The sequence below is a fragment of the Hydrogenophaga electricum genome, assembly GCF_030160815.1.
In the GTDB taxonomy this organism is placed as follows: domain Bacteria; phylum Pseudomonadota; class Gammaproteobacteria; order Burkholderiales; family Burkholderiaceae_C; genus Hydrogenophaga; species Hydrogenophaga electricum.
Genome location: NZ_BSPB01000041.1, coordinates 1 through 25,180, shown reverse-complemented (window position 1 = coordinate 25,180; position 25,180 = coordinate 1). Strand labels below are relative to the sequence as shown.

The window sequence follows — 25,180 nt, the reverse complement described above, 5'->3', positions numbered from 1 at the left end:
CGAGTTCGGCGACGGTCAGCGCAGCGCGTCGGTGGCGCGCGCACGCTCGCAGGGGGTCAGGGTGCAGACAGGTCGTTGAGCATGTCTCGCCGTGCCTGGCGGAAGCGGTCCTGCCGTTGGGTGTCCCAGGTCACCAGGCCCTGGCCGCTCTTGCGGCCGAGCTGGCCTTGCTGCACCCGCGTTTGCAGCAGCGCCAACACGTCTTCGTCCTTGGCCAGCGTGGGCATGAGGTGCGTGGCGATGGCCAGAAAGGTGTCCAGCCCACCGGCATCGGCACCTTCGAGCGGGCCGATCCGGTGGTAGCGCCGCCCCAGGGTTTCGCGGACGACGCGGTCGATGGTGTTGGCGTCGGCCACGTGTTCGCGCAGAAGGTGCAGGGCTTCCCGCAAGACGGCGAACTGGATGCGGTTGCCAATGAAGCCGGGCACCGCCTGGTGCAGCAAGACCGGCGCGCAGCCGTGGTGCTCAAGGCCGCTCATGACGGCGTCCAGCAGGTCGCGGCGCGTGGCGGGTGCGGGCACCACTTCCACCAGGGGCATGAGGTGCGGCGGGTTCCAGAAGTGCGCGATCAGGAAGCGCTCGGGGTGCGTGAGCGGTTCGGCCAACGTGGTCGGGAGCAGGCCGCTGGTGCTGCTGGCGATCACGGTGCCGGGACCAACGATGGCTTCAAGCCGGGTGTATAGCGCCTGCTTGGCGCCCAGCGATTCCGGAATCGCCTCGATCACCAGGCTGGCGTCGGCCAGTGCCTCCAACGGGTGGGCGACCTGCACGCGGCCCAGAGCGTCCGCTGCTTGAGCCGGGTCCAGACAGCCTGCGGCTTGAAGCTCTTCAACAATGGCCTGGCAATGGGCGCGTACGCGGGCCTGGGCGTCGGGCGCGCTGTCGTGCACCACGGGTCGGGCACCGGCCAGGGCCAGGCGGGCGGCGATGCCGGCGCCCATGAGCCCGCCACCGACCACGGCGGGGCGGGAGAACACAGTGGTACCCAGATTCATGAGCGGGACTCCAGGGTTGCAGAGGGGGTTCCATACAGGGCCTGCCGACACCTGGCGCGGTAGGTCAGCCGGTGAGAGGGCGCTTGCAGCATGGCGATCACGACCCACTGGCGTTGGGGGTCGCACCAGAAGAGGCAGCCGGACACCCCTGGCCAACTGAAGTCGCCGGCATGGCCGGGCAGGGGGTTGGTGCCGTTGTCCAGACGCACGGACAACCCCAAGCCGAATCCCTGGCCCATGGCGACGGTGGGGGCGATGGGCCCCATGGCGTCCACGTAGTCGCCCCAGGCCACGCCGGGTGGCAATTGCTGGGTGCGCATGGCGTGCACGCTCTGGGCGCTGAGCAACTGCCCACCGGGGTGGCGGCCGTGGTCCAGCAGCATGTGGGCGAACCGCAGGTAGTCGGTGGCGGTGGACCACAACCCGCTGCCGCCCGATTGCCAACGCGTTCCGTGGGTGGGTGGCATCAGCGGCGACACTTCCGCGGGGCAGGGGCGCGCGACGCGCTGGCGTTGGGCCGGCGAGAGTTCGAAGCCGGTGTCGACCATGCCCAGCGGCCCCAAGACGCGGGCCTGCATGAAGTCGCCCAGGGCCTGGCCGCTGCAGACTTCGATCAATGCGCCGAGCACGTCGGTCGACATGCCGTATTCGAACGTGGTGCCGGGAGGGTGGAGCAGGGGCAGCGTGGCCAGTCGCTCGACCATCTGCTGGTTGGTGAGGTGGAAGTCGTACACCCCGGCTTGGCGGTAGGCCGCGTGCACGGGCCCTTCGCCGAAGGGGCCGTAGGTGAAGCCGGCGGTGTGGCGCATCAGGTCGCGAACGGTAGGGCACGGGGCGGGCGCACCACCAGGCAACCGCAGGCCACGCAAGGCCGGCAGGTAGTCGGCAACGGCATCGTCCAGCCGCAAGCGGCCGTCTTCGACCAGCAGCAAGGCGGCGGCCGTGGTGATGGGCTTGGTCATGGACGCAATCCAGAAGATGGCGTCGGTGGGCATGGGCGTGGTCCGGGACGGGTCGAGGTGGCCGGTCGCCGCGAGATGCGTGATCTGGCCCGCCTCGGCCACGAGGCCGACCGCTCCCGGGAAGTGGCCGAAGGCCACCCCTTCGCTCAGGACCTTGTGCAGGGGATGGGGGATGGGGGACATGTCGTGGGTCCCTCAGCGGCTGGTCATGGCGTTGGGCAGCCAGGTCACCAGGCCGGGAAAGGCATAGAACAGGGCGGCAGCGGCCAGCATGGCCACCACAAAAGGCAGTGCACCGAGCGAGATGTCCTGCAGCCGGGTGCGTCCTCGGGCCACGCCTTCGAGCACGAACAGAATCATGCCCACCGGGGGGGTGATCAGGCCCACCTCCACCAGCAGCACCAGCACGATGCCGAACCACAACGGGTCCCAGCCGACGGCCTGGATCAGGGGCAGCATGACGGGCATGGTCATCAGCACCATGGAGATCGGTTCGATGAACATGCCCAGCACCAGATAGGCGAGCACGATGCACAGCAGCAGCTCGACACCGCTGAGGTTCAGCTCCCGGATGTAGGTCACCATCTGTGCGGGCATGCTCAGGTAGTCCATGACATAGCCCATCTGCGAGGCGCCGACGGCAATGAGCAGCAGGAAGCTGGTGACCAGGGCGGTTTCTTCCAGGGTGTCGATGAACTGCCGAAGGGTCAGCGTGCCGCGCCAGCGGCACAGCAGCAGGGCGGCCAACGCGCCCACGGCACCGGCTTCGGTGGGCGTGGCAATGCCCAGGTACAGGGCACCCAGGACACAGGCCATGAGTGCGATGAAGGGGGCCACGCCACGGAAGCTGTGCAGCTTTTCCCGCCAGGTGAAGGCGTGGGCCGGTGGTGCGGCTTTCGGATCGAACAGCAGCCAGCCCAGCACCACCAGGGCGAACAGCAGCATCAGCACGATGCCGGGAACAATGCCCGCAATGAACAACTGGGTGACCGGGACACCGGCCAGCGAGCCATAGACGATCATGGCGATGCTGGGCGGAATCATGATGCCCAGCGTGCCGCCAGCGGCCAGCACCCCGTAGGCCAGCCGCGCGCTGTAGCCCTGGTCCAGCATCTGCGGCCCGGCCACGCGGCCCAGGGTGGCGGCCGTGGCCAGACTGGAGCCCGAAACGGCGGCAAAGATCCCGGCGGCGCCGATGGAGGCGAAGGCCAGCCCGCCGCGCACGCGGCCCAGCAAGGCGCGCATGGCGCCGAACATGTCGTCCGAGGCTTCGCTCTTGACCAGAAGTGCGCCCATCAGCACGAACATGGGAATGGCGGAGAGTTCGAAGGTGTGCACCGCCGACCAGGCGCGTTCGGCCAGCACGCGCACCGTGGGCGAGGGCAGCCAGAAGACCACCCCGAGCAGGCCCAGCCATGCCAGCGCAAAGGCCACGCGCACACCGGCAAACAGCAGATACAGCATGGTGCCGACCAGGGCCAGCGCCTGCCAGGCGGGTGTGGCCTCGGTGGTCGCGGCGTAGAGCAGCACCGGTGGCAGGACGAAGGCCGCCAGGGTCAAGGTCGGCACCAGGCCGGCCCACAGCGCCGACAGCGCCAGGACGGTCAGTGCAATCAGTCCCAGTCCCGCCATCGTGTTCAGTGGCCACCCATCCAGTGCCTGGCCGGCAAGCACGGTCAGCGTCAGTGCCAGCCACAGGCCGCCGGTGGTGGTGCGCGTGACCGACCGGGTGCCCGCGAGGTGGTGCATTTGCAGTGCCAGCGCCAGGACCAGGAACCCATAGCCCAGTGCCACCACGCTTTGCGGCACCCACATGGGCGTGGCCATGAGCCCGAAGTCTCGCGTGCCGGCGGTGTATTCGCCATGGACGAACTCCAGCGACTTCCAGGCCAGCACCAGGGCGATGAACAGCGCCGTGGCGGCGCTCAGGTAGTCCAGCCTCAGGCGCCCTCGGGCAGGCAGGGCATCCAGCAGCAGGGTCACGCGGATGTGGCCATCACGCGCCACCGCGAACGCGGCGCCCAGGAAGGTCATCGCCGCGACCAGGTAGGTGGAGTACTCCATGACCCAGACGGTGGGGGCGTTGAACAGGTAGCGCGCAAAGACCTCGTAGTTGATGATCAGCAAGAGCACCATGGCCAGCGCGACAACCAGGCAGCGACTGCCTTGGTGCACCAGCGTGGCGGCGCGGCCATCGGCCGGATAGGGAATGGCCGGCTCGGCGGGGGAGAGGGGGATGTCCATGGCGGGGTGTGAAGGAATAGGGCCGCCCCGGTAGCGCCGGGGCGGATGCAGCAGACGACGGGCCGTGACCGGTCAGCGGCCCAGGGCCTCGCGGGCGACCGACTCCCACTGGCGCGCGTCCACGTTGCGCGCCTGGGCCTGCTTGTACCAAGCGTCCAGCACCGGGCCCATGTAGCGGGCGTCCTGCACCTTGCGGTTCTCGGCGTCGGAGACGGGCTGGTAGGTCACACCCTTGGCGCCCCATTGCTTGGGCAGAGCCTCCACCTTGGCGGCATAGTCGGCCCGCAACTCCTGAGAAACCTTGGCCAGTTCGGCCGCCACGGTCTTTTGCAGATCGGCGGGCAGCTTGGCCCAGGCCTCGTTGCCGACCACCAGGTGCCAAGGAACGACGGAGCCGAGCTTCCAGCCGGCAGCGTATTTCACGGCGGTGTAGAACCCGGCGCCATAGGCCCAGCAACTGTCGGTGATCACGGCGTCGATGACGCCGCGCTGCAGGGCGGGCAGCACCTCGCCCGCCGACAGCGACACGGGCTTGGCCGCCAGCACATTGGCCAGCACGGCCGTGCCCGCGTTGTTCACCCGCACGCGCAAGCCATTCCAGTCCTCGACCTTGGTCACCGGTTTGGTGGAGAACATGGTCTGCGGGCAGAAGGCGCTGTAGAGCACTTCGCGGGCTTTGTAGTCGCGCGCAAAGACATCGCGCACCGCGGCACCGTAGGGGGAGGCCATGATTTTTTCCAGATCGCTGAAGCTCTCCGAATAACCGGGCAGCGCCACCAGGGTGAACAGCGGTTGGGACGCGCTGTAGTAGCCGCTCAGAACCAGGGACATCTGCACATCGCCGTCGCGCACGGCTTCGAGCAAGCGGTTGCCGGGCACCAGGGAGCCGTTGGCCGTGACCTGCAGGCGTCCCTGCGTGGCCTTGCTCAGGCGCTCGGGCAACTGCTGGGCGACGTCGTAGTACGTGGTGCCGGTGACGGGCAGGTAGGCCAGCGTCCATTTGAATTCCGGATTGGCCTGGGCGGTGAAGGCGGCGCTCAGACCGAGAGCGGCGAGGGCGAGGCGGCGGTGCATGGTTGTCTCCTGATGCGTTGGGACTCGACGGCTGTCGGGTGCGACGGATCGTAGGCAGCCAGCGCCCGGGCCGGTTGTCTCAGCGGCGGGGGAATGTTGACTCAGCGTATGGTGCGAAATGACGGGTTCGCCGCACCGGGTTGACCCTCAGCCAGCCTGTTCTGGCAAGCGGGACAATGGCGACACCATGAACACCATCGACCTCGACATCTCGACCCTGCCGGCCAGCGAGCGGCTGGAGCGGTGGCAACAGGTGCTGCACGACACCTTTGGGCCGATCGAGGTGCAACCGATGGCTGGCCGGATGCCCGTGGGGAACATCCGCTCCACCCGGCGCGGGCCGTTGGCGTTTCACGCCATGCGTTACCGCGGCATGAACCTGAGCCGGCAGCCCGTGCACGTGGCGCATTTGAACGAGGAGTTCGTGACCTTGACGCTGCCGCAGGCCACCATGCAGGTGGTGCACCTGGGCCAGGAGCGCCAGCTGGAAGCGGGCAAAGCCTATCTGTTCAACCACGCGGTGGCCTATCGCACCCAACTGGGCCACGAGTACCGCACGGAAAGTGTGGCATTTCCGGCCACCTTGCTGCGCGAGCGCGCGGGGTCGCTGCCGCCCTTCTTGGACCTCAATGCCTGCTTCGGGGCATCGGCCAGTGTGGACATGGTTCGCTCATTCGCTGCGCACCTGGCGGTGGGCGCAGCGTCCTGGGGAGATCACGAGTACCACCGCTGGACTCAGCAGTTGCTGGACATGCTGGCGCTGTTTTTGGCGCGGGTGCCGAATGATGCCGCCGAAATGCAGTCGCATGCGCGAACCCATCACCGGGAGCGTGCGCTGCGCCATATCCGCGCCCATGCGCGCGACCCGGACCTGTCGCCTCAAGGCGTTGCACGGGCCTGCGGTGTGTCTTTGTCGTACCTCCACGCGGTTTTCCGGGACAGTGGCATGACGCTGGAGGGAGCGATTTTCGAGGGCCGTCTGGACCTCGCTCGGCGCTGGCTGATCGATCCCCGCAGGGCGGCGTTGCCGATCCGGACGCTGTGCTACGAAGCGGGTTTTTCCGATCCCGCGCACTTTTCTCGCAAGTTCAAAGGGCGCTTCGGGGTGACGCCCGGCGAACTGCGCCGATCGGCCATCGGCGCCTGAGGTTCAGGCGCGCCAATGGGGCAGCAGCGATGACAGCGGCGGATAGCTGCTCTGCCCTGTGGGCTGGGAAACCGCCCGCAGCAGCCGCTCCACTTCGGTCGCGAAGGGTTTGACCGGACCGCAGAACAGCACCATGTCGCCGGCGGCGATCAGCACGGTGGGGAAGGTCTGTACATCGAGCGGGGAATCGTCGAGCAGTTCGGCATCGTCTTCGATGTCCACCCAGTGCAGGGCCACGTCGGGGTGGCGGCGGGCCAGATCATCGAAGACCGGCCGCCAGTCGCGGCAGGTGCCGCACCATTCGGCGCAGAGACAGATCAGGCGGAGTGGGGCGGACATGGTGGTGCGATTGTCTGCTCAATTGGCTGGTGTGGGCCGGCGCTGCATGCGCGCCGCCAGCAGGCTGGCCAGCAGCACCAGGGCCGCGCCGGCCAGGGCGGTGAACTGCAGCGCGTCGGTGAAGGCGGCCTGCGCCGCAGGCACCAGGGCGCGGGCGGTTTCTGCGGGCAGATGCTCGGCCGCCTGCAGCGCGCCACCGAGGGTGGCCAGGGCTTCGGGCGGCAGCCCGCCGAGCCCGCTCTGCGCCAACTGGTGGCGGTAGATCAGCGTGCCCGCGCTGCCGAACAGCGCGATGCCCAGCGCACCGCTGAATTCCGACGCGGTTTCGGCGATGGACGAGGCCGCGCCCGCGCGCTCGGGCGGCGCCGAGGTGATGATCTGTTCGGTGCCGATGGCGAACACCGGCGCCATGCCCAGGCTGATGACGATCATGCCGCCCACCAGCACCCACAGCGCGGCCGGGCCGTCGGCGGCCACCATGGCGAGCATGCCGGCCGAGGCAGCGGCCAGGCCCCCCACCATGACCGGCCCGGGCCCGTAGCGGCTGGCCAGGCGCGGCGCTAGCACCAGCGAGCCCACCACGAATCCCAGTGCCCAGGGCACCGTGGCCCAGCCGGCCTGCAAGGGGCTGAGCATCAACACCATCTGCAGAAACTGCGCGATGAAGATGTAGATGCCGAACATGGCCAGGCACGACAGCGCATAGGCCACGATGGCGGTGCGGAAGGCGGGGATGGCGAACAGCCGCAGTTCGAGCAGCGGGTACGGAATCTGCCGCTGGCGGCGCAGGAACACGGCGCCGACCCCCAGCCCGGCCAGCAGCAGCGCCAGCCGTGGCAGGCTGGGCCCGTGTTCGGCCATGGCCTTGACGGCATAGATCAACCCCAGCACGGCGGCCAGCGAAAGCAGCACGCTGGGCAGGTCGATGCGGCCGGCGTTTTGATCGCGGTATTCGGGCAGCAGGCGTGGGCCCAGCACCAGCAGCAGCACCATCACCGGCACCGCGGGCAGAAACACCGACCCCCACCAGAAGTGCTCCAGCAGCCAGCCGCCCACCAGCGGGCCGATGGCGCTGCCGACCGAAAACGCGGTGATCCACACGCCGATGGCGAACTGGCGCTGCGTCTCGTCGTGGAACATGTTGCGGATCAGCGAGAGCGTGGACGGCGCCAGTGTGGCCCCGGCCATGCCCAGCAGCGCGCGCAGCGCGATCAGCTCGGCCGGCGTGCGCGCGAACGCGGCCAGCACCGAAGCCACGGCAAAGAAGGCCGCGCCGGCGAGCAGCAGGCGGCGGCGCCCGATGCGGTCGCCCAGCGTGCCCATGGTGATCAGGCAGCCCGCTACCAGAAAGCCGTAGATGTCGATGATCCACAGCAGTTGCGAGGCGCTGGGTGCGAGCGCTCGGCTCAGCGCCGGCACGGCGAGGTTGAGCACCGTCAGGTCCATGGCGTAGACCAGGCAGGGCAGGGCGATCACGGCCAGGCCCCACCATTCACGGGCGGTGGCACGGGCAGGGGCGGTAGCGGTGAGGTCGTTCAAGGGTAGGCGTTTCAAAGGAGCCGAAAACCGGCCAACAGGGCGATGCCGGTTCCGGCACCCAGCAGCAAGACGCTGCGCAGACAGCGCCGGCTGGTTTTCAGGGGGAGCCGTCCCGACGACTGCCGCGCGGTCGTACCGTTCAGGATGCCCCAGGCCGCACCTGTTATCGCACCCACCCCCGCATGGAACAAGCGTTCGGTCATTCAGTCTTCCTGGGCATCGAGGCCGAGCACCGGGCGTACCGACTGCGCCAGCAGTTCGACCAGCTCGGGGTCCATGTAGGGGTACGCATCAGGGATGTCGAGCACGTGAATGGGCCGGTTGTCCAGCAGTGCGCCGAAGTCCGCGACGAGGCGCGACTTGTGTTTCTGCTCCATCACGATCACCACATCGGCCCACCCGATATCGGCGCCGGAAACCGTGTGGCGCGCGCTGGGGCTGGTGCCGCCAGAGCGCACGTTGAGTTGCGGATGCCGCCGCCAGATCTGCTCGGCGGTGGGGCTGCGCCACTGGTTGCGGCTGCAGACAAAGAGGACGTTGAGGCGCGGCAAGGTCAGAGACAGGGAGCGACGAGTTCGTGAGGGTGCTGGTGGTCGAGCGTGCAACGGTCGGGGTCGTGGCGCGCTCGCTGGTACCGCTCGACGCCGTCCGGTGCCCAGATATCGTCGGGCAACTGGGCACCGAGGTCTTTCCGCCGTGCATGGTGCCATTCGCCGTGGTGGGCGCATGGGAATCCGGTCTGGGGGTTTTTGCGCATGCTCCGAGTGTCGCCAAAAAAAGCGTCGGGTTCGACCGGTCTGCTTGCGAACGGGCGCAGGCACGGGCTTTGGGGGCTGGCGTCTCCGGGGTGTTGGCATTTGGTGCCAAGGTACGGGCCGGAACCACATCACTCTGTGGTGTTTGTCACGGTTGATGACAAAATGAAACCAAACCATCAGGAACCCAGCCATGCCCCCAAGACCCGGGGTGCGAGGCGCGTGCAGGGACGCGTCCGCAGCCGTTGCCCAGCCGCCGTTGTCACGCCGCACCTGGCTGCGCCGCCTGTCGCTGTCTGCCATGGTGATAGCGGGGCTGCCAGCCTGCGACTTCCGCACCCCGCCGGCGCTGAAGATCGGCCTCAATTCCTGGGTCGGGTACGACCCGCTGGTGCTGGCGCGGGAGCGTCAACGGCTCGATGTGCGCCGGGTCAAGGTGATTGAACTGGCTTCGGTGTCGGAGACGCTGCGCCACCTGCACAACGGCTTGCTGGAAGGCGCGGCGCTGACCCTGGACGAAACGCTGCGCCAGGTCGAGCAGGGTGAAGACCTGCGCATCGTCGAATTCCTCAGCACGTCGCATGGGGCCGATGTGGTGCTGGCCAGCCCGTCCATCGAGCGTCCGACCCAGTTGCGGGGGCAGCGCATCGCCGTCGAGTCGAGCACCGTGGGCGCGCTGATGCTGCACCGTCTGCTGCAGTCGGCGGGCCTGACGCTGTCGGACGTTCTGGTCGTGCCGCTGGAGTCGTCTCAGCACCTGGCCGCGCTGCGCGACGGCCGGGTGACGGTGGCGGTCAGCCATGAGCCGCTGGCGCGCCACATGCGGGCGGCGGGTTTCTGGCCGATGTTCGACAGCCGCCAGATGCCGGGCGAGATCATCGATGTGCTGGTGGTCCGGGCCGCAACACTGAACCAGCGGCCCGAGCAGGTGCAGGCGCTTGTGGCGGGTTGGCAGCGCGGATTGCAAGAGTTTCAGGCCGATCCGGCCAAAGCCGCCGAGTTGCTGGCGCCCGGTGTGGCGCTGTCGGAGGCAGACTACCAGGCCACGCTGTCCGGCCTGAGGTTCTACACGCCCGGCGAGTCGCTCGGGCTGTTGGGGGGGCGAGGGCCGGCCGAGACGCTGCAGGCCGGGAAGCTGGTCGAAACGCTGCGTGGCTTGCGTCTGTTGCACCATGTTCCGGTCTGGGATCACCTGTTGGCGCCCGCGCCGGCGCTGCAGGTGAGCCGATCCGCCATGGGGGGGGCGCCATGAAACTTTGGAACGCCTTGCTCAATGTACCGGCGCGGCGGCTGGTGCCGTTGCTGCTGCTGGTGGTGGCACTGGTCAGCGTCGGCTTGCGCTATGGCTACCAGGTGGGGGCGATGGAGCAGCGGGTGCTGCAGGGGGTGGCCAGCGATCTGCGCGGGCGCCTGGGCATCGAACAGGCGTTGCTGGACGTGCGGCTGGGCAATGACGATCCCATCCAGTTGCGGCACCAGGTGGCCTCACTGGCGTTGTACCGTGGCATGGACCGGGCTTATCTGGTGGGCGCCGATGGGGTGGTGGAAGCGTCGCTGTCGCGGGCCGACATCGGGCGCCAGATTGCCCAGGCGCTGGGCTCGGCTGCGGCGGATTTGCAGGCCTTGACCGAACGTCCGCAACCCCGCTCCGTGGAGGTGGACCAGGTGCCCAATGCGCCCCGCCTGGCGGGTCTGGTGCCCCTGACCGAGGGCTACCGTCTGGTGGTCCGGGTCGACCCCGCCAACACGCTGGCCAGCCGCCGCAGCGAAATCCGCGGTGAAGTGGCGCGTGAGGCGGTCTTGATTCTGGCCGCAGCGGTGTTGCTGGCCCTGCTGCTGCACCTGCTGTGGTTCCGGCGCGCGCAGCAACTGGTGGCGGCGCTGGAAGCCATCGGCGCCGGCGACCTGTCGGTGCGGACCGCCCTGACCGGGCGCGACGAACTGGCGCAGATTTCCGCGGCAGTCGACCGCATGGCGCGCCGGCTGGAGGCCCAGCAGCGCGCGCAGCTGGAGCAGGCCGAGGAACTGCGGCACTTCTACGACCTGCCGTTCATTGGCATGGCCGTGTCGTCGCCCGCCGACAAACGCTGGCTGCGGGTGAACGACCGCCTCTGCGAAATCCTGGGTTACGAGCGGGAGGAACTGCTGGTGCGCACCTGGGCGGAGATGACGCCGCCGGGCGACCTGGAGCGCAACGTCGAGCTTTTCAACGACCTGGTGGCCGGGGTGCGCGAGGGCTACCAGATGGAAAAACGCTTTGTGCGCAAGGACGGTCGCATGGTGCACGCCTTCATGGACGTGCGGGCAGTGCGTCATGCCGACGGCCAACTGCGGCAACTGTTCACCACCATCCAGGACGTCACCGAACGCAAGGCGGCCGAAGTGGCGCTGCGCAACAGCCAGGCGCTGCTGGTGGATGCGCAGCGCCTGAGCCGCCTGGGGAACTGGTCGTTCAGCGAGCCCGGCCCCGAGTTGCTGTGGTCCGAAGAGGTCTACCGCATCCACGAACTCGACCCGCAGGCCCACATTCCGACCGCCGGTGATCTGATCCGCCTGGTTCACCCCGAAGACCGCGACCGCGTGGCCGAGGCCTACCGCGGTGCGGTGTTGCATGCCCAGGGCTTTGAGGTGCAGTACCGAATCAGCCTGCCCAGCGGGGCCATCAAATTTCTGCGGCTCCAGGGAGCGGCGACGCGCGAGGCCCATGGCAGCATCCGCGCTTTCGGCACGGTGCAAGACGTCACGGAGCTGGTGGAAGCACGGCGCGAACGGGACCGCCTCGCGTCGGTGATGGAGAACACCTCGGACATCGTCAGCATGGCCGATCCGCAAGGGCGGGTGTTTTACTTCAACCGGGCTGGGTACGAACTGCTGGGCCTGACGCCCGGCGAACCGCTGGACAACGCTATCGGGAATGTGCATCCGGCTTGGGCCGCGCGGTTGGTGAAGGAGGAAGGGATCCCCACCGCGTTGTGCGAAGGCCGCTGGCTGGGCGAGACGGCGGTACTGGACGCGCAGGGCCGCGAAGTGCCCATGTCGCAATTGATCATGGTGCATCGCGGGGCCGATGGGAAGCCGCAATATGTCTGGTCCATCCTGCGCGACATGACCGAGCGCAAGGCGGCCGAGAAGGCCCTGCACGAACAGCGCGTGCTGCTGGCCGAAGCCCAGGACGTGGCACGCCTGGGCAATTGGAGCATGGACGTGGCCAGCCGGGAGCTGACCTGGTCACCGGTGCTGTACGAGATGCTGGGTTTCCTGCCGGGGGCTGTGCGGCCGACAGCCGAGGCCGCGCTGAACGTGGTGCACCCGGCCGACGCCAAGCGCGTGCGGCGAGCGCTGGCGGCCGAACTGCGCGCACCCAATGCCGGCCAGTTGCTGCTGGTGCACCGCATCGTCACGGACCAGGGCACCCGCTATCTGGAACAGCGTGTGCGCACCGAGCGCGACAGCGATGGCCGCGCCGTGCGCCTGTTCGGTACCGCGATGGACGTGACCGAGCGCACGCTGGCCGCGCAGGCCGTGCTGGAACTCAAGGACATGCTGGAGCAGGCCGAAAGCGTGTCGCTGCTGGGCAGTTGGGCCGCCGACGCACAGACGCAGCGGCTGACTGTGTCGGCGCAGCTGTTCTGCAACCTGGGGCTGGCGCCGGCCGACCGCTCGCCTTCGGACGAGGAGTACCTCACCCGCCTGCACCCGGACGACCAGGCCATGGTGGCGGCCGACATGGCGCAGTTGCGCTGCGGGGGCGAGGCGCGCGATCTGGTCTTCCGCACCCACCCGGACCACGGGCCGGTGCGCTGGCTGCGCCGCACGGCACGCCGCATCGACCGCTCCGCCGAAGGCCTGCCGCCGCGCTACATCGGCACGCTGCTCGACATCACCGATTCGGTGCAGGCCGAAGAGAAGCTGCGCGAGATCAACCAGGGGTTGGAGCAGCGGGTGAACGAACGCACCCAGCAGTTGAGCGAGGCGAACCGCGAACTGGAGGCGTTTTCCTACACCGTCTCCCACGACCTGAAGGCGCCCTTGCGCGGCATCGATGGCTACAGCCAGTTGCTCGAAGAGGAGTACGGCGCCCAGCTCGGCGAAGAGGGCATGCAGTTCCTGGGACGCATCCGCCGCGGCGTGCAGCTCATGGGCGAACTCATCAGCGACCTGCTGGACTATTCCCGCATGGAGCGCCGCACCATGGAGCGCCACGACGTCGACCTGCAGCCCTTGCTGGAGCGGGTGCTGGAAGGTTTTGCCGGTGACGTCGAACGGCATGGCGCCCAGGTGACGCTGGCGCTGGCACCGATGACGCTGGGCGTGGACCGCGAAGGCATGGCCGTGGTGCTGCGCAACCTGATTGGCAACGCGCTCAAGTTCAGCCGGGAAAGCCGGCCCCCGCAGGTGCAGATTGGGTCCCGCAGCGAGCCTGGTCGGCGTATCCTCTGGGTTCAGGACAATGGTGTCGGTTTCGACATGAAGTACCACGACCGCATCTTCGGCATCTTCCAGCGCCTGCAGCGCGCGGAGGATTACCCCGGCACCGGGGTGGGTCTGGCCCTGGTGGCCAAGGCGGTCGACCGCATGGGAGGCCGGGTGTGGGCCGAGAGCCGTCTTGGAGTCGGCGCCACCTTTTATCTGGAGTTCCCCGAATGAGCCTGTCCGTGAACCCACCCCCCATCCTGCTGGTGGAAGACAACCCGATGGATCTGGACCTCACGCTGCGGGCCTTCACCCGCAAGCGGCTGACCAACATGATCCAGATCGCGCGCGACGGCGAAGAGGCGCTGGCCTACATGGCGCGCTGGGACGCGGGCGAGCAGTTGCCGGCCGTGATCCTGCTGGACATCAACCTGCCCAAGATCAACGGTCTGGAAGTGCTGCGCCAGCTCAAGGCGCACGAGCGCTACCGCCGCATTCCCGTGGTGGTGCTCACCTCTTCGCGCGAAGACCGCGACCTGCAGACCGCCTACGACATCGGGGTCAACTCCTACATCGAAAAGCCCGTGAACTTCAGCAAGTTCATGGACGTGGCCGAACACATCGAGCTGTACTGGTGTGTGCTCAACGAGCGGCCGCACTGAGCCCGTTTTCTGCTTTTTTGCCAACCGACCAGGAGATACACCGAGTGATCCGGATTCTGATTCCCACCGACGGCTCGACCCAGGCGCTGCAGGCGGCGCACCACGTTTTGCGCCTCTGCGGCTGGGGCCTCAAGGCGCGTTTCGTGGTGGCCAACGTGCAGCCGCCCGCCAATCTCTACGAGGTGGTGGTGGCGCACGATCCCGTGGTGCTGCAGCAGGTGAGCGAAGCGGCCGGGCGCGACCTCATGCGGCCCGTGGTGCAGTTGCTGCAGGCCGCAGGGATGGCGGTGGAATCGGTGGTGGTTTCCGGCGACCCGGCGCAGGCGCTGGTCGAACTGGTGGAAGCGCACGACTGCCACCTGATCGTGCTCGGGGCCCAGGGGCATGGGGCGCTGCGTGCCGCTGTGCTGGGCTCGGTGTCGCAGGCCCTGCTGCAGACCAGCCCTGTGCCGGTGACGGTGGTCGGAGCCAGGCCGGAGGACACGGCCGACTGACCCGCCTGGCCCTCTGGGGAACCGAACCCGTTGCACCGCAAGGTGCAGCGGGTTTTTTTTGGTGGTTGCGCAGTTTGTGATTACGAATAGTGAAACGTATTTACGCATGAAGAATTATCGGCTACAGTCCGGACCCAGCGTGAACTTTCCAGGAGACAAGCCCATGGGCACGTACAGCTACCCCACCTTTCCCTACCGCGCCCCCACCGACCTGATGGCCGGTGCCCCGCAACGCAAGCCCCTGGTGATCATCGGTGCCGGCCCGGTCGGCCTGGCCGCCGCCATCGACGCGCGCTTGCAGGGGCTGGACGTGCTGCTGTTCGACGAAGAAGACAGCGTGTCTTTCGGCTCGCGCGCCGTGTGTTACGCCAAGCGGGCGCTGGAAATCCTCGACCGCCTGGGCGTGGGCGACACCGTCGTCGACAAGGGCGTGAGCTGGAACGTGGGCCGCACCTTTCTGCGCGAGGAAGAGGTCTACCGCTTCAACCTCGTGCCCGACGCCGGCCACAAGCGCCCCGGCATGATCAACCTGCAGCAGTACCACCTGGAAGAGGCGCTGGTGCACCGCGCCACCGAACTCGGCGCCGACCTGCGCTGGAAATACAAGGTGGCGGGCGTGACGCCTTTGGACGACGGCGCCCGCGTCAGCGTCGAAACGCCGGACGGCCACTTCGAGATCGATGCCGACTGGCTGATCGTGGCCGACGGCGCGCGCTCCAACGTGCGGCGCCAGCTCGGCCTGGACATCGACGGCCATGTGTTCAAGGACCGCTTCCTGATCGCCGACGTGGTGATGAAGGCCGACTTCCCGGCCGAGCGCTGGTTCTGGTTCGACCCGCCCTTCCACCCCAACCAGTCGGTGCTGCTGCACAAGCAGAGCGACAACGTCTGGCGCATCGACTTCCAGCTCGGCTGGGACGCCGACCCGGAAGAAGAGAAGAAGCCCGAAAAGATCATCCCGCGCGTCCAGGCCATGCTCGGCGACGACCGCGAGTTCGAGCTGGAATGGGCCAGCATCTACACCTTCCAGTGCCGCCGCATGAAGAACTTCCGCCACGGCCGCCTGCTGTTCGTGGGCGACGCGGCGCACCAGGTCTCGCCCTTCGGTGCGCGCGGTGCCAACTCCGGCTTCCAGGACACCGACGACCTGCTCTGGAAGCTGGCGCTGGTGATGAAGGGCCAGGCGCCCGATGCGCTGCTGGACACCTACGACGCCGACCGCACCTACGCGGCCGACGAGAACATCCGCAACTCCACCCGCTCGACCGACTTCATCACGCCCAAGAGCGCGGTCAGCAAGCTGTTCCGCAACGCGGCGCTGGAGCTGGCGCGCAGCCAGCCCTTCGCCCGCAAGCTGGTCAACTCCGGCCGCCTCTCGATGCCGGCCTTCCTGGTGCAGTCGGCGCTGAACACGGCCGACGTCGACGCCTTCGAGGGCCAGATGGTGCCCGGCGCCCCGATGGACGATGCCCCGGTGCGTGTGGCGGGGCGGGACGCCTGGCTGCTCGACCAGCTGGGCAACCGCTTCGTGCTGCTGGCCTTCGTCGACGATCCGGGCCAGCTTGAGCCGTCGCTGCGCGCCCAGGCCACGGCCCTGGCCGCCGGCCCGGTGCCGGTCGAGACCGTGCTGGTGACGCCGCACGGCGGCAGCGCCGTCGGCTTCAGCGTGCTGCAGGACCGCGACGGTCTGTTCGCCCAGCGCTACGACGCCCGCCCGGGCACCACCTATCTGGTCCGCCCCGACCAGCACGTGGCCGCCCGCTGGCGCCGCGCCGACCTGGCCGCCGTGTGCGCCGCGCTGGCCCGTGCCACGGCCCAGCAGACCCAGCCCGCCACGGCGCCGAAGGCCGAAATGGTCGCCGCCTGAACCCCGTCGAGGAGACACATGATGACCCCCACGTTCGCTACGCTCTCTGCCCCTCAAGGGGGCTCGCCCTCCTTGAGGCGGTTCGGCGGAGGTCGGCCATGACCCTGCAACTGCAACCCAACCTCGCCGAACCCGGCCAGCGCTATTTCCGCGATTTCACGCCCGGCGACGACTTCTACGAAGCGCTGATCGACACCCACCGCGACCTCAGCGACGCGCAGAGCCAGATGCTCAACGCCAAGCTGATCCTGCTGTTGGCCAACCAGGTGGGCGACATCACCGTGCTCAAAGACGCCCTGCGGCTGGCCCGCGAAGGCGTCTGACCCATCCCCCCGAAGGAGATCTTCATGAACATCCGCAAGATTCACCACGTCGCCTATCGCTGCAAGGATGCCAAGACCACGGTCGAGTGGTACCAGAAGCACCTGGGCATGAACTTCGTGCTGGCCATTGCCGAGGATGCTGTGCCCTCGACCAAGGCGCCGGACCCGTACATGCACCTGTTCATGGATGCTGGCGGCGGCAACGTTCTGGCGTTCTTCGAACTGCCGAACTCGCCCGAAATGGGCAAGGACCCGAACACCCCCGACTGGGTGCAGCACATCGCGCTGGAGGTCGACACCGTGGCCGAACTGGAAGCCACCAAGACCCGCCTGGAAGCGGCCGGCATCCCGGTGGTGGGCGTGACCGACCACACCATCTTCAAGTCGATCTATTTCTTCGACCCCAACGGCCACCGCCTGGAACTGGCCGCCAACACCGCCACGCCCGAGATGATGCAAAAGCTCGACGCGGTGAAATGGGACATGCTCAACGAATGGTCACAGACCAAGCGCGCGCCCAAACACGCGGCCTGGATGCACGAAAAAACCTTCGCCGACGCCTGAACCGGGGTCGTTTGTCTGTCAGCCTGCACCCTATCGGTGCAGGCTGATGCGCGAAAAAGCTGGGCAAAAACCCCTCAAGTCTGGCGAATTCAGGCCGAAAACTCGATAGAACTGCGGGAATCTCCCCTCCCGCGCCGCCTTCGAGTCAGGGGATTGCCATGTTGAACATCGCTTCTTCGCCCTCTTTTGCCTGGACGCCAGCGACGAGTGCTGCCCAGCCCTCGTCGGCTGCGCCTGTGGGCGCCGTGACACCGGTGCGGTCGGTGCAGCCCGACCAGCGGTCGACGGGGGACGCACGCACGGGCAACGGCCCGACCCGCGACCGACCTGCCACCGCTGCGGTGGCCGAACGGGCGCACCCGCGCGACGCTGGCGAGCAGGCCGCCAGGGCCGAGACCTATCTGCCCGAGCCGGCGCCCTTGCTGCCGCGGCAGAAGCCGCAGGATGGGCAAGGCCAGTCGCAGCAGGAGGCCGCTGACGAGCAGAGCGGTGGCGCCGGCACCGACAGCGCCCGCGAGAGCACCGCCAGTACCGTGAGCACGTATCCGCTGCCCCAGGAAATGGTGTCGTCGGTCTGGCTGGCCAGCGCGGCGGTCGTGGACCCGGTGTTGGAAGCGCAGTTGGAGGCCCGCTCCTCGCTGGCAACCGACACCGCGCCGGACCTGTCGGTTGTGGCGGCCACCCAGGTGGCTCGCGCCGCCATCGCGAACAAGGCCAGCGCTGCGGCCACGCCCTTGCAGGCCCAGATTCCGCTGCCGTTTTCGTCTGGCGATCCGCTGGCCGCCAAGGCCGAAAGTGTGGGGGCCCAGTCGGTGGCGGGAGATGGCTCGCCGGCCGCCTATGACGAACGGGGCAATGCGGCGCGTCCGCTGCCCGAATCGGGCAGCCTGCTCAGCGAACGGGCCTGACGGGCCGGGCGTGCTCTCCCCCCAACTGCACCGGGCCTTGGCCCGGTTTTTTTGTACCCTGCGCTGGCCCCGACACGTCCGTGGGACGGAAGGAGGGGGCTCAGGTCGTGGATGGGCGGGCGGTGGTGCCCTGGCTTTCGAACTGTTGCAGCGCCTGTTGGGTACGGTCCATGTCGCGCAGTACCTGTTCGGGCAGGTCGGCGGTCAGGGGATCGCTGCCCTTGGCCAGCAGTTCGATGCGGGCGGCGATGGTCGCCAGCGCCTTGAACCCGAGCAGCAGCGACGTGCCCTTGAGCTGATGGGCTTCGTGCCCGGCGACTTCGCGGTCCTTGTCGGCCAGCGCCTGCAGCAGCTTGTGCACCGTGCCTTCGGGGGGCGCGAACAGCGTGTCGAGCATCTCGTGCAGCGAGTCGTCGGGCATCATCGAGAGCACTTCGGTGTACGACTCCGTGTCGAGCACGGTGCCGATCAGCGACGACGCCGGGTCGGGCAGCCGCATGGGCAGCTCGTAGCTCGACAGCGGGGAATGCCCCGAAACCCGCTGCACCACCAGCCCCGGCACCGACTGTTCGGGCGGGTCGAGCAGGCCGCAGCGGGCCAGGGCCGCTTCGAGGTCCTGCGCCTGCAGCGGTTTGCTCGTGAACTCGTTGACGCCGACTTCCAGCGCCCGTTTGCGGGTGTCGTTGACGACGTCGGCCGTGACCAGGATCACCTTGATCTGCGACGCCGGCCCGTCCATCTGGCGGATGGCTTCGGTGGTGGCCATGCCGTCGAGCACGGGCATGTGGTAGTCGAGCAGCACCGCGTCGAAGGTTTCGCGCGCCAGCAGTTGTAGCGCTTCCTGGCCGTTTTCGCAGAAGGTGGCCTCGTGCCCCATCTTCTCCAGCAGGATGCTCATGTACTTCAGGTTGATCGGGTGGTCCTCGGCCACGAGCAACCGCAGGCGGCGGCTGTGGCTGGGGTCGATCGGCGCCGTCGCGCTCTCGGGCGGCGCCTCGGCCAGCGGCAGGCTGAGCGTGACCGTGAACACCGAGCCCATACCCTGCTGGCTGCTGACCTGGATGTCGCCCCCCATCATGCGGGCCAGGTTGCGCGAGATTTCCAGGCCCAGGCCGGTGCCGCCGATGCGGCGGCGCAGCGAGTTGTCGGCCTGGTAGAAGCGTGTGAACAGCCGCTCCAGCGTCTCGCGGTCCATCCCCATGCCGGTATCGCGCACGGTGATGGCCACCCCGTCGGGCAGGCGCGGTGCGCGGGCCACCTCCACCATGATGTGGCCCTGCGGCGTGAACTTGATGGCGTTGCCGATCAGGTTGAACAGGATCTGCCGCAGGCGCGTGGCATCGGCCTGCACCCAGGCCGGCAGGTCGGGGGCGCAGTGGGCGTTCAAGTCGAGCCCCTTGTCGCGTGCGGCCACCTGCATCAGGTCGTTCACTTCCTGCACCACGGTGGGCAGGTGCACCGGTGCGGCCGACAGCTTGAGCGTGCCCGACTCCATGGTGGAGACGTCGAGGATGTCGTTGAGCACGCCCAGCAGGTGTTCGGCCGAATCGCGGGCGGTTTGCAGGTAGTCGCGCTGCTGGCTGGTCAACTGGGCGTCGCCCAGCAGGTTGAGCATGCCCAGCAGCCCCTGGAAGGGGGTGCGGATTTCGTGGCTCATGTTGGCCAGAAAAACGCTCTTGCCGCGGTTGGCGGCCTCGGCCTGGTCGCGCGCCTCGGTCAGTTCGCGGCTGAGCTTCTTGAGCCGGGCGTACTGGCGCTGCTGCTTGCGGATGTGGCGCACCAGCAGGGCGACAAAGGCCAGCAGGCCGAGCGCCTGCACCGTCGCCAGCCCGATCAGCAGGTAGCTCTGTTGCTGCAACTGGGCGTTGCGTTCGTCGACGAACCGGGCCACGGCGCGGTTGGCGTCGCGGGTGAGCTCGGCCAGCACCGGCAGCAGGCTGTCGATGGCGTTGTCCACGCGCGCGAGTGCTTCGGGGTCTTTCAGCAGGGCATGCGGATCGGCAAACAGGGGCTCGACCATCGTCGTGAAGTCGGTCAGCCGCTGCCTGGCATCCGCATACGTGGAGGTGCCTTCGATCAGGTCGTGCCGGGGAATCTTGGTCAGCAGGTCGATGCGGCTGAGGAAGATCTCGTAGCGTTCGGCCAGGTTGTCGGCATCGGCGGCTTCCGGCTCGACCTCGGCGCTGTGCACCGCGTCATCCAGGCGCGAGAGCTCGCGTTCGAGCTGGTAGGCCTGCCACATGATGGAGTCGACCTGGTTGCTGGCGACGTTGTCGAGCAGGCGCACCTGGCGCCACTGGATCCAGCCCAGCGGCGTGAGCGTCACCGCCAGCAGCGCCAGGATCACCAGGGCCCAGTGGCGACGCTCCCATTGGGCCAGGTTGGTGGAGGGCCACATCACTGCACGTCCAGTGCCTTGAGCTGCCAGATCGAGCGCTCGTAGTAGACCGAGGTGCGCAGTTCGGCTTTGCTGTCGAAGGGGTAGACGATGAACAGCGGGCCCTTTTCGCGCACCGGTATGGGCTTGCCGTTGAGCAGCCGCGCCATGATGACGCCGTGCTGGGCGGCGTCTGCGAGCGGGATGCTGATGCGGTAGTCGTTGATCGCAGTGGCCGAGAGCGTGGTGCCCGATGCCTTCACGGCGGCCAGCACGTCCGACAGCAGGGGACCGGTGAAGGTCACGGGCTGGTCGTACCAGGGCGTGCGGGTGGTGAAGGTGTGCTGGGGCAGGGCTTCGATCATTTTCATGTCGAAGCGGGCGCTGTCGGGGGTGTTTTTCTCGGTGATCTTGCCGGTGACGGTGAGCACGATGCGCTCCTGGGGCGCATCCAGCGACCAGGCCGAGAGGGCGAACAGCGACAGGCAGGCCAGCACGACGGCATGGCCGAATTGGCGACGGGTTTTCATGGGGACTCCGCGGAGTGGGTGGGGTGAGGGGTCAGATCCGGTGGCGCACGCTGCCGGGGCTGGTGGCGAGGCGGTTCAACAGGGCCGGGGCAATCTGTTTGAGGGGCAGCACTTCGTGCGCCGCGCCGAACTGGATGGCCATGCGGGGCATGCCGAAGACCACGCAGCTGGCTTCGTCCTGCACGTAGTTGTAGCTGCCGGCGTCCTTCATTTCGCGCATCGCCTGCGCACCGTCGGCCCCCATGCCCGTGAGCATCACGCCCAGCGCGTTGGGGCCGAGCACGCGGGCGGCCGAGCGGAAGAGCATTTCCACCGAGGGCCGGTGGCGGTTGACCGGTTCGGTGTCGTCGAGCACGGCGACATAGTTGGAGCCGCTGCGGTCGATGCGCAGGTGGCGCCCACCGGGTGCGATGTAGGCGTGGCCGGGCAGGATGCGCTCGCCGTCGCGGGCTTCGGCCACCCGGATGCGACACAGGCTGTTCAGGCGCGCCGCGAAGCTGGTGGTGAAGCCGGGCGGCATGTGCTGGGTGATGACGATGGCCGGCGAGTCGGCCGGCATCGGGGTCAGCACCTCGCGAATGGCTTCGGTGCCGCCGGTGGATGCCCCGATGCAGATGACTTTTTCGGTCGACAGGCGCGGCAGCGGCCCGCGCGGCACTTCGGGCACGCCGGCCTCGACGTGGCCCGCAGCGGCCGGCGTGCCGTGTGGAGCCGCCAGGCGCTTGACGTGGGCGCTGGCGGCGATGCGGATCTTGTCGACGATGTCGGTGGCCAGTTCGTTGAGCCCGCTGGCGATGCCGATGCGCGGCTTGGCCACGTAGTCCACGGCGCCCATTTCGAGCGCACGCAGCGTGATGTCGGCGCCCTGCTCGGTCAGGGTGGAGACCATCACCACCGGCATCGGGCGCAGCCGCATCAGGCGCGAGAGAAACTCCAGCCCGTCCATGCGGGGCATTTCCACGTCGAGCGTGATCACGTCGGGGTTGAGCTCGCGGATCATTTCGCGCGCCACCAGCGGATCGCTGGCCGCGCCCACGCACTGCATGTCGCTCTGTCGGTTGATGATTTCCGACAGCAGGCTGCGCACCAGGGCCGAGTCGTCCACCACCACCACACGGATTCGGGTCATTGTTGTCTCCCTCAGAACAGATCCACCGAGCCGCCGGCCGTGGCCGTGACCACCACCGCCGCATTGCCGCGGTGTTCCTGGGATTCCAGCGTTTCGGGATGCGAATGCGCCAGGCGCTTGACCATCGCCTTGCCGGTGGCCGGGAAGTAGCAGACCTTGCGCGGATAGATGTCCAGCACGTCCTTGGAAACGATGGCGATGCGTTCGGTCTTCAGGTAGTCGAGCACGAACTGCGTGTTGCGCTCACCCACGTTCATCGTGGTGAAGCTGTGCATCACCTGCCCGCCGCCGAAGACCTTGGCCTGCATGTGTTCGCGCCGGGCGCCGAGCTTCATCATTTCGTTGATGAGCAGTTCCATCGCGTAGGAGCCGTAGCGGCCGGAGGTGTCGGCGCCGCCTTCGGGCAGCATGAAATGGTTCATGCCACCCACGCGCACGCGCGGGTCCCAGATGCAGGCGGCGATGCACGAGCCGAGCACGGTCATGATCAGCAGGTCGTCGCTGGTGACGTAGTACTCGCCGGGCAGCACCTTGACCGCGTCGTGCTTGAAATGGTGGTCGTGATAGAAGAACGAGGCTTCGCCCGGCTTGCGCGGGCGTGCCTTCAGGGCTTCGAGGCTGCTGCGGGCCGACACGCCAGCAACCGCCGGAGAGTGCCCGGGCAGCGTGGATTCATAGGCGTTCATACACCGTCTTTCCGCGCAGGCTGAACAGCAGCCGTGCATCGCTGAAGTTCTCGGCGTGGCCGACGAACAGCATGCCCCCGGGCTTCATCACCCGGTGGATGCGTTCGAGCACCTGCCGCTGGGTCGGGCCATCGAAATAGATCATCACGTTGCGGCAGAACACCACGTCGAAGGCGTCGCGCAGCGGCAGCTCTTCGATGAGGTTGATGACGCGGAACTCCACGTGTTTCTGCAGGTCGGGCTTGACCCGGAACAGCCCTTCGTTGGCGCCCCTGCCGCGCATGAAAAACCGCTGCAGCCGCTCCTGGCTCAGCCCCTTGACGCCGTCGAGCCGGTAGATGCCCTTGGCGGCGGTTGCCAGCACCTTGGTGTCGATGTCGCTGCACACCACCTGGAACTGCCCACCCATGCCCAGAGCCTCGGCGGCCGTGATCGCGATCGAATACGGCTCTTCCCCGGTGGATGCGGCGGCGCACCAGATGCGCCAGGGCTGCTGGCGGCGCGAGGCCAGCAACTGCGCCAGGATGTCGAAGTGGTGCTGTTCGCGGAAGAACGAGGTGAGGTTGGTGGTCAGCGCGTTGATGAATTCCTGCCACTCCGGACCGTCGCTGCGTTCGAGCACATCGAGGTAGTCGCGAAAGCTGTTGTGGCCGGTTTCCCGCAGCCGGCGCGAGACGCGGCTGTAGACCATGGCGTGTTTGCCATCGTGCAGGCTGATGCCGGCCTTTTGGTAGATCAGCGCCTTGATGCGGTTGAAGTCCGCGTTCGACCACACGAACTCGCGGCCTTCGGCCACGGGGCCGCCGTCGTCCGGCAAGGCCAGACCCCCGGCGACGCCGGTCCGGCCTGGCGAGTGCGTTGCCGCCGCATGGGGTTTCATGATCAGTGACGCGAACGCCTGACAAGACCCGAGGTGTCCAGAATGAGCGCCACATGGCCATCGCCGAGGATGGTGGCGCCCGAGACGTTGGGCACTTTGCGGTAGTTGGTTTCGAGGTTCTTGATGACCACCTGCTGCTGGCCGAGCAGTTCGTCGACCAGCATGCCGGCGCGCGAGCCCTCGGCCTCGACCACGACCATGATCGGGGTGGACGGCGCGTCATCGTCGAAGCGGGGCACGTCGAACACCTGCTCCAGCGCGATCACCGGCATGTATTCCTCGCGCACCTTCACCAGGCGCGCGCCCTGGGCCACGGTGTTGATGTGCCCCGGCTGGACCTGGAAGGACTCGATCACCGACGACAGCGGCAGGATGTAGGTTTCCTGGCCGACGCGCACGCTCATGCCGTCCATGATGGCCAGGGTCAGCGGCAGCCGCACCTTGACGCTCATGCCGTAGCCTTCGGCGGAATCGATTTCCACCGTGCCACCCAGCGAGGCGATGTTCTTCTTGACCACGTCCATGCCGACGCCGCGGCCCGAGACGTCGGTCACCACCTCGGCGGTGGAGAAGCCGGGCGCCATGATCAGGTTCCACACCTCGGCATCGCTGAGGGTGTCGGGGGCGTCCATGCCTTTTTCGCGCGCTTTCTTCAGCAGCTTCTCGCGCGAAAGGCCTTTGCCGTCGTCGCGCACTTCGATCAGGATGCTGCCGCCCTGGTGCGAGGCCGACAGCGTGATGGTGCCGTGTTCGGTCTTGCCCTTGGCCAGGCGCTCTTCGGGCATTTCGATACCGTGGTCGCAGCTGTTGCGGATCAGGTGCGTGAGCGGATCGGTGATCTTCTCGATCAGGCCCTTGTCCAGCTCGGTGGCTTCGCCATGCGTGATCAGCTCGACCTTCTTGCCCAGCTTGCCGGCCAGGTCGCGCAGCATGCGCGGGAAGCGGCTGAACACCACCGACATCGGGATCATGCGGATCGACATCACCGCTTCCTGCAGGTCGCGGGTGTTGCGGTCCAGGTCGGCCAGGCCGGCCAGCAGGGGCTGGTTGGCGCTCACGTCCAGTTCGCGGCTCTTCTGCGCGAGCATGGCCTGGGTGATGACCAGTTCGCCCACCAGGTTGATGAGCTGGTCGACCTTGCTCACCGACACGCGCAGCGTGCTCGATTCCGGCGCTGCCGCACTGGGGGCAGTGGCTTTGGCCGCCGGACGGGCGGGGGCGACCGGTGCCGGGGTGGCTTCGACGGGCGCCGGGGCGGCGACCGCCAGCGGTTCGCTCGCGGGCGCCGCCGG

General features: G+C 67.9%; 23 protein-coding genes. 9 read left to right on the top strand and 14 right to left on the bottom strand.

The window, feature by feature from the left end:
• Nucleotides 1-56 precede the first annotated feature (56 nt).
• The 4 genes from QQK43_RS17750 to dctP form a co-directional block, all read right to left on the bottom strand.
• A complete protein-coding gene (locus QQK43_RS17750; protein WP_284308821.1) occupies nt 57-995 on the bottom strand; it encodes a 3-hydroxyacyl-CoA dehydrogenase family protein in 939 nt (312 codons plus the stop codon).
• A complete protein-coding gene (locus QQK43_RS17745) occupies nt 992-2,140 on the bottom strand; it encodes a serine hydrolase domain-containing protein (RefSeq protein WP_284308820.1) in 1,149 nt (382 codons plus the stop codon). The genes QQK43_RS17750 and QQK43_RS17745 overlap by 4 nt, the downstream gene beginning before the upstream one ends.
• A gap of 12 nt (nt 2,141-2,152) precedes the next feature.
• A complete protein-coding gene (locus QQK43_RS17740; protein ID WP_284308819.1) occupies nt 2,153-4,201 on the bottom strand; it encodes a TRAP transporter large permease subunit in 2,049 nt (682 codons plus the stop codon).
• Between the two features lie 72 nt (nt 4,202-4,273).
• Nucleotides 4,274-5,275 carry a TRAP transporter substrate-binding protein DctP gene (gene dctP, locus QQK43_RS17735; RefSeq protein WP_284308818.1) on the bottom strand — a complete coding sequence of 334 codons (1,002 nt, stop codon included), beginning with the start codon at nt 5,273-5,275 and terminating at the stop codon, nt 4,274-4,276.
• Nucleotides 5,276-5,462: 187 nt separating this feature from the next.
• Here dctP and QQK43_RS17730 point away from each other — a divergent pair, with 187 nt between their 5' ends.
• Nucleotides 5,463-6,422, top strand: coding sequence for a helix-turn-helix domain-containing protein (locus tag QQK43_RS17730; RefSeq protein ID WP_284308817.1), 960 nt, complete (start codon nt 5,463-5,465; stop codon nt 6,420-6,422).
• 3 nt (nt 6,423-6,425) lie between these two features.
• On the opposite strand, the gene QQK43_RS17725 is transcribed toward QQK43_RS17730, so the two are convergent.
• The 4 genes from QQK43_RS17725 to QQK43_RS17710 are packed head-to-tail and all read right to left on the bottom strand — an operon-like array spanning nt 6,426 to nt 8,851.
• A complete protein-coding gene (locus tag QQK43_RS17725) occupies nt 6,426-6,761 on the bottom strand; it encodes a thioredoxin family protein (RefSeq protein ID WP_234265374.1) in 336 nt (111 codons plus the stop codon).
• An 18-nt stretch (nt 6,762-6,779) separates the two neighbouring features.
• A complete protein-coding gene (locus tag QQK43_RS17720) occupies nt 6,780-8,300 on the bottom strand; it encodes an MFS transporter (RefSeq protein WP_284308816.1) in 1,521 nt (506 codons plus the stop codon).
• Nucleotides 8,301-8,311: 11 nt separating this feature from the next.
• On the bottom strand, nt 8,312-8,503 hold the full coding sequence (locus QQK43_RS17715; RefSeq protein WP_234265372.1) for a hypothetical protein: 192 nt from the start codon (nt 8,501-8,503) through the stop codon (nt 8,312-8,314).
• Nucleotides 8,504-8,851 carry a low molecular weight protein tyrosine phosphatase family protein gene (locus QQK43_RS17710; protein ID WP_440589176.1) on the bottom strand — a complete coding sequence of 116 codons (348 nt, stop codon included), beginning with the start codon at nt 8,849-8,851 and terminating at the stop codon, nt 8,504-8,506.
• A 397-nt stretch (nt 8,852-9,248) separates the two neighbouring features.
• Between QQK43_RS17710 and QQK43_RS17705 the strand changes: the two genes are divergently transcribed.
• The 8 genes from QQK43_RS17705 to QQK43_RS17670 all read left to right on the top strand — a co-directional run bounded on the left by QQK43_RS17705 (nt 9,249) and on the right by QQK43_RS17670 (nt 18,286).
• Nucleotides 9,249-10,307 (top strand): ABC transporter substrate-binding protein, encoded by a 1,059-nt coding sequence (locus tag QQK43_RS17705; RefSeq protein ID WP_284308815.1) that lies wholly within the window; start codon nt 9,249-9,251, stop codon nt 10,305-10,307.
• Complete coding sequence (locus tag QQK43_RS17700) at nt 10,304-13,702, top strand: PAS domain-containing protein (protein WP_284308814.1); 3,399 nt, start codon at nt 10,304-10,306, stop codon at nt 13,700-13,702. The genes QQK43_RS17705 and QQK43_RS17700 overlap by 4 nt, the downstream gene beginning before the upstream one ends.
• An 8-nt stretch (nt 13,703-13,710) precedes the next feature.
• Entirely contained in the window at nt 13,711-14,130 is a 420-nt protein-coding gene (locus QQK43_RS17695) for a response regulator (RefSeq protein ID WP_284308813.1), read from the top strand.
• A gap of 44 nt (nt 14,131-14,174) precedes the next feature.
• Entirely contained in the window at nt 14,175-14,624 is a 450-nt protein-coding gene (locus QQK43_RS17690) for a universal stress protein (protein WP_284308812.1), read from the top strand.
• 163 nt (nt 14,625-14,787) lie between these two features.
• Nucleotides 14,788-16,491, top strand: coding sequence for an FAD-dependent oxidoreductase (locus QQK43_RS17685; protein WP_284308811.1), 1,704 nt, complete (start codon nt 14,788-14,790; stop codon nt 16,489-16,491).
• A gap of 98 nt (nt 16,492-16,589) precedes the next feature.
• Nucleotides 16,590-16,814, top strand: coding sequence for a DUF2783 domain-containing protein (locus QQK43_RS17680; RefSeq protein ID WP_234265367.1), 225 nt, complete (start codon nt 16,590-16,592; stop codon nt 16,812-16,814).
• Between the two features lie 24 nt (nt 16,815-16,838).
• Nucleotides 16,839-17,378 carry a VOC family protein gene (locus tag QQK43_RS17675; RefSeq protein ID WP_284308810.1) on the top strand — a complete coding sequence of 180 codons (540 nt, stop codon included), beginning with the start codon at nt 16,839-16,841 and terminating at the stop codon, nt 17,376-17,378.
• A 158-nt stretch (nt 17,379-17,536) separates the two neighbouring features.
• A complete protein-coding gene (locus QQK43_RS17670; RefSeq protein WP_284308809.1) occupies nt 17,537-18,286 on the top strand; it encodes a hypothetical protein in 750 nt (249 codons plus the stop codon).
• Nucleotides 18,287-18,386: 100 nt separating this feature from the next.
• On the opposite strand, the gene QQK43_RS17665 is transcribed toward QQK43_RS17670, so the two are convergent.
• The 6 genes from QQK43_RS17665 to QQK43_RS17640 form a co-directional block, all read right to left on the bottom strand.
• The gene (locus QQK43_RS17665) at nt 18,387-20,684 is read right to left on the bottom strand and encodes an ATP-binding protein (RefSeq protein ID WP_284308808.1); all 2,298 of its coding nucleotides are present in this window, start codon (nt 20,682-20,684) and stop codon (nt 18,387-18,389) included.
• Nucleotides 20,684-21,193, bottom strand: coding sequence for a putative pterin-binding protein (locus QQK43_RS17660; RefSeq protein ID WP_234265363.1), 510 nt, complete (start codon nt 21,191-21,193; stop codon nt 20,684-20,686). The genes QQK43_RS17665 and QQK43_RS17660 overlap by 1 nt, the downstream gene beginning before the upstream one ends.
• Nucleotides 21,194-21,224: 31 nt before the next feature.
• Nucleotides 21,225-22,322 (bottom strand): protein-glutamate methylesterase/protein-glutamine glutaminase, encoded by a 1,098-nt coding sequence (locus QQK43_RS17655; protein WP_234265362.1) that lies wholly within the window; start codon nt 22,320-22,322, stop codon nt 21,225-21,227.
• Between the two features lie 11 nt (nt 22,323-22,333).
• Nucleotides 22,334-23,008, bottom strand: coding sequence for a chemoreceptor glutamine deamidase CheD (cheD, locus tag QQK43_RS17650; RefSeq protein ID WP_234265361.1), 675 nt, complete (start codon nt 23,006-23,008; stop codon nt 22,334-22,336).
• Nucleotides 22,995-23,888 carry a CheR family methyltransferase gene (locus tag QQK43_RS17645; protein WP_234265360.1) on the bottom strand — a complete coding sequence of 298 codons (894 nt, stop codon included), beginning with the start codon at nt 23,886-23,888 and terminating at the stop codon, nt 22,995-22,997. Before QQK43_RS17645 ends, cheD begins: the two co-directional genes overlap by 14 nt.
• 2 nt (nt 23,889-23,890) lie before the next feature.
• A partial coding sequence (locus QQK43_RS17640; protein WP_284308807.1) for a chemotaxis protein CheA occupies nt 23,891-25,180 on the bottom strand: 1,290 nt, incomplete at its 5' end.

Coding starts and splice junctions, on each gene's coding strand:
- QQK43_RS17750 (WP_284308821.1), bottom strand. CDS start 995: ATGAATCTGGGTACCACTGTGTTCTCCCGCCCCGCCGTGGTCGGTGGC.
- QQK43_RS17745 (WP_284308820.1), bottom strand. CDS start 2,140: ATGTCCCCCATCCCCCATCCCCTGCACAAGGTCCTGAGCGAAGGGGTG.
- QQK43_RS17740 (WP_284308819.1), bottom strand. CDS start 4,201: ATGGACATCCCCCTCTCCCCCGCCGAGCCGGCCATTCCCTATCCGGCC.
- dctP (WP_284308818.1), bottom strand. CDS start 5,275: ATGCACCGCCGCCTCGCCCTCGCCGCTCTCGGTCTGAGCGCCGCCTTC.
- QQK43_RS17730 (WP_284308817.1), top strand. CDS start 5,463: ATGAACACCATCGACCTCGACATCTCGACCCTGCCGGCCAGCGAGCGG.
- QQK43_RS17725 (WP_234265374.1), bottom strand. CDS start 6,761: ATGTCCGCCCCACTCCGCCTGATCTGTCTCTGCGCCGAATGGTGCGGC.
- QQK43_RS17715 (WP_234265372.1), bottom strand. CDS start 8,503: ATGACCGAACGCTTGTTCCATGCGGGGGTGGGTGCGATAACAGGTGCG.
- QQK43_RS17705 (WP_284308815.1), top strand. CDS start 9,249: ATGCCCCCAAGACCCGGGGTGCGAGGCGCGTGCAGGGACGCGTCCGCA.
- QQK43_RS17700 (WP_284308814.1), top strand. CDS start 10,304: ATGAAACTTTGGAACGCCTTGCTCAATGTACCGGCGCGGCGGCTGGTG.
- QQK43_RS17685 (WP_284308811.1), top strand. CDS start 14,788: ATGGGCACGTACAGCTACCCCACCTTTCCCTACCGCGCCCCCACCGAC.
- QQK43_RS17680 (WP_234265367.1), top strand. CDS start 16,590: ATGACCCTGCAACTGCAACCCAACCTCGCCGAACCCGGCCAGCGCTAT.
- QQK43_RS17675 (WP_284308810.1), top strand. CDS start 16,839: ATGAACATCCGCAAGATTCACCACGTCGCCTATCGCTGCAAGGATGCC.
- QQK43_RS17670 (WP_284308809.1), top strand. CDS start 17,537: ATGTTGAACATCGCTTCTTCGCCCTCTTTTGCCTGGACGCCAGCGACG.
- QQK43_RS17665 (WP_284308808.1), bottom strand. CDS start 20,684: ATGTGGCCCTCCACCAACCTGGCCCAATGGGAGCGTCGCCACTGGGCC.
- QQK43_RS17660 (WP_234265363.1), bottom strand. CDS start 21,193: ATGAAAACCCGTCGCCAATTCGGCCATGCCGTCGTGCTGGCCTGCCTG.
- QQK43_RS17655 (WP_234265362.1), bottom strand. CDS start 22,322: ATGACCCGAATCCGTGTGGTGGTGGTGGACGACTCGGCCCTGGTGCGC.
- cheD (WP_234265361.1), bottom strand. CDS start 23,008: ATGAACGCCTATGAATCCACGCTGCCCGGGCACTCTCCGGCGGTTGCT.
- QQK43_RS17645 (WP_234265360.1), bottom strand. CDS start 23,888: ATGAAACCCCATGCGGCGGCAACGCACTCGCCAGGCCGGACCGGCGTC.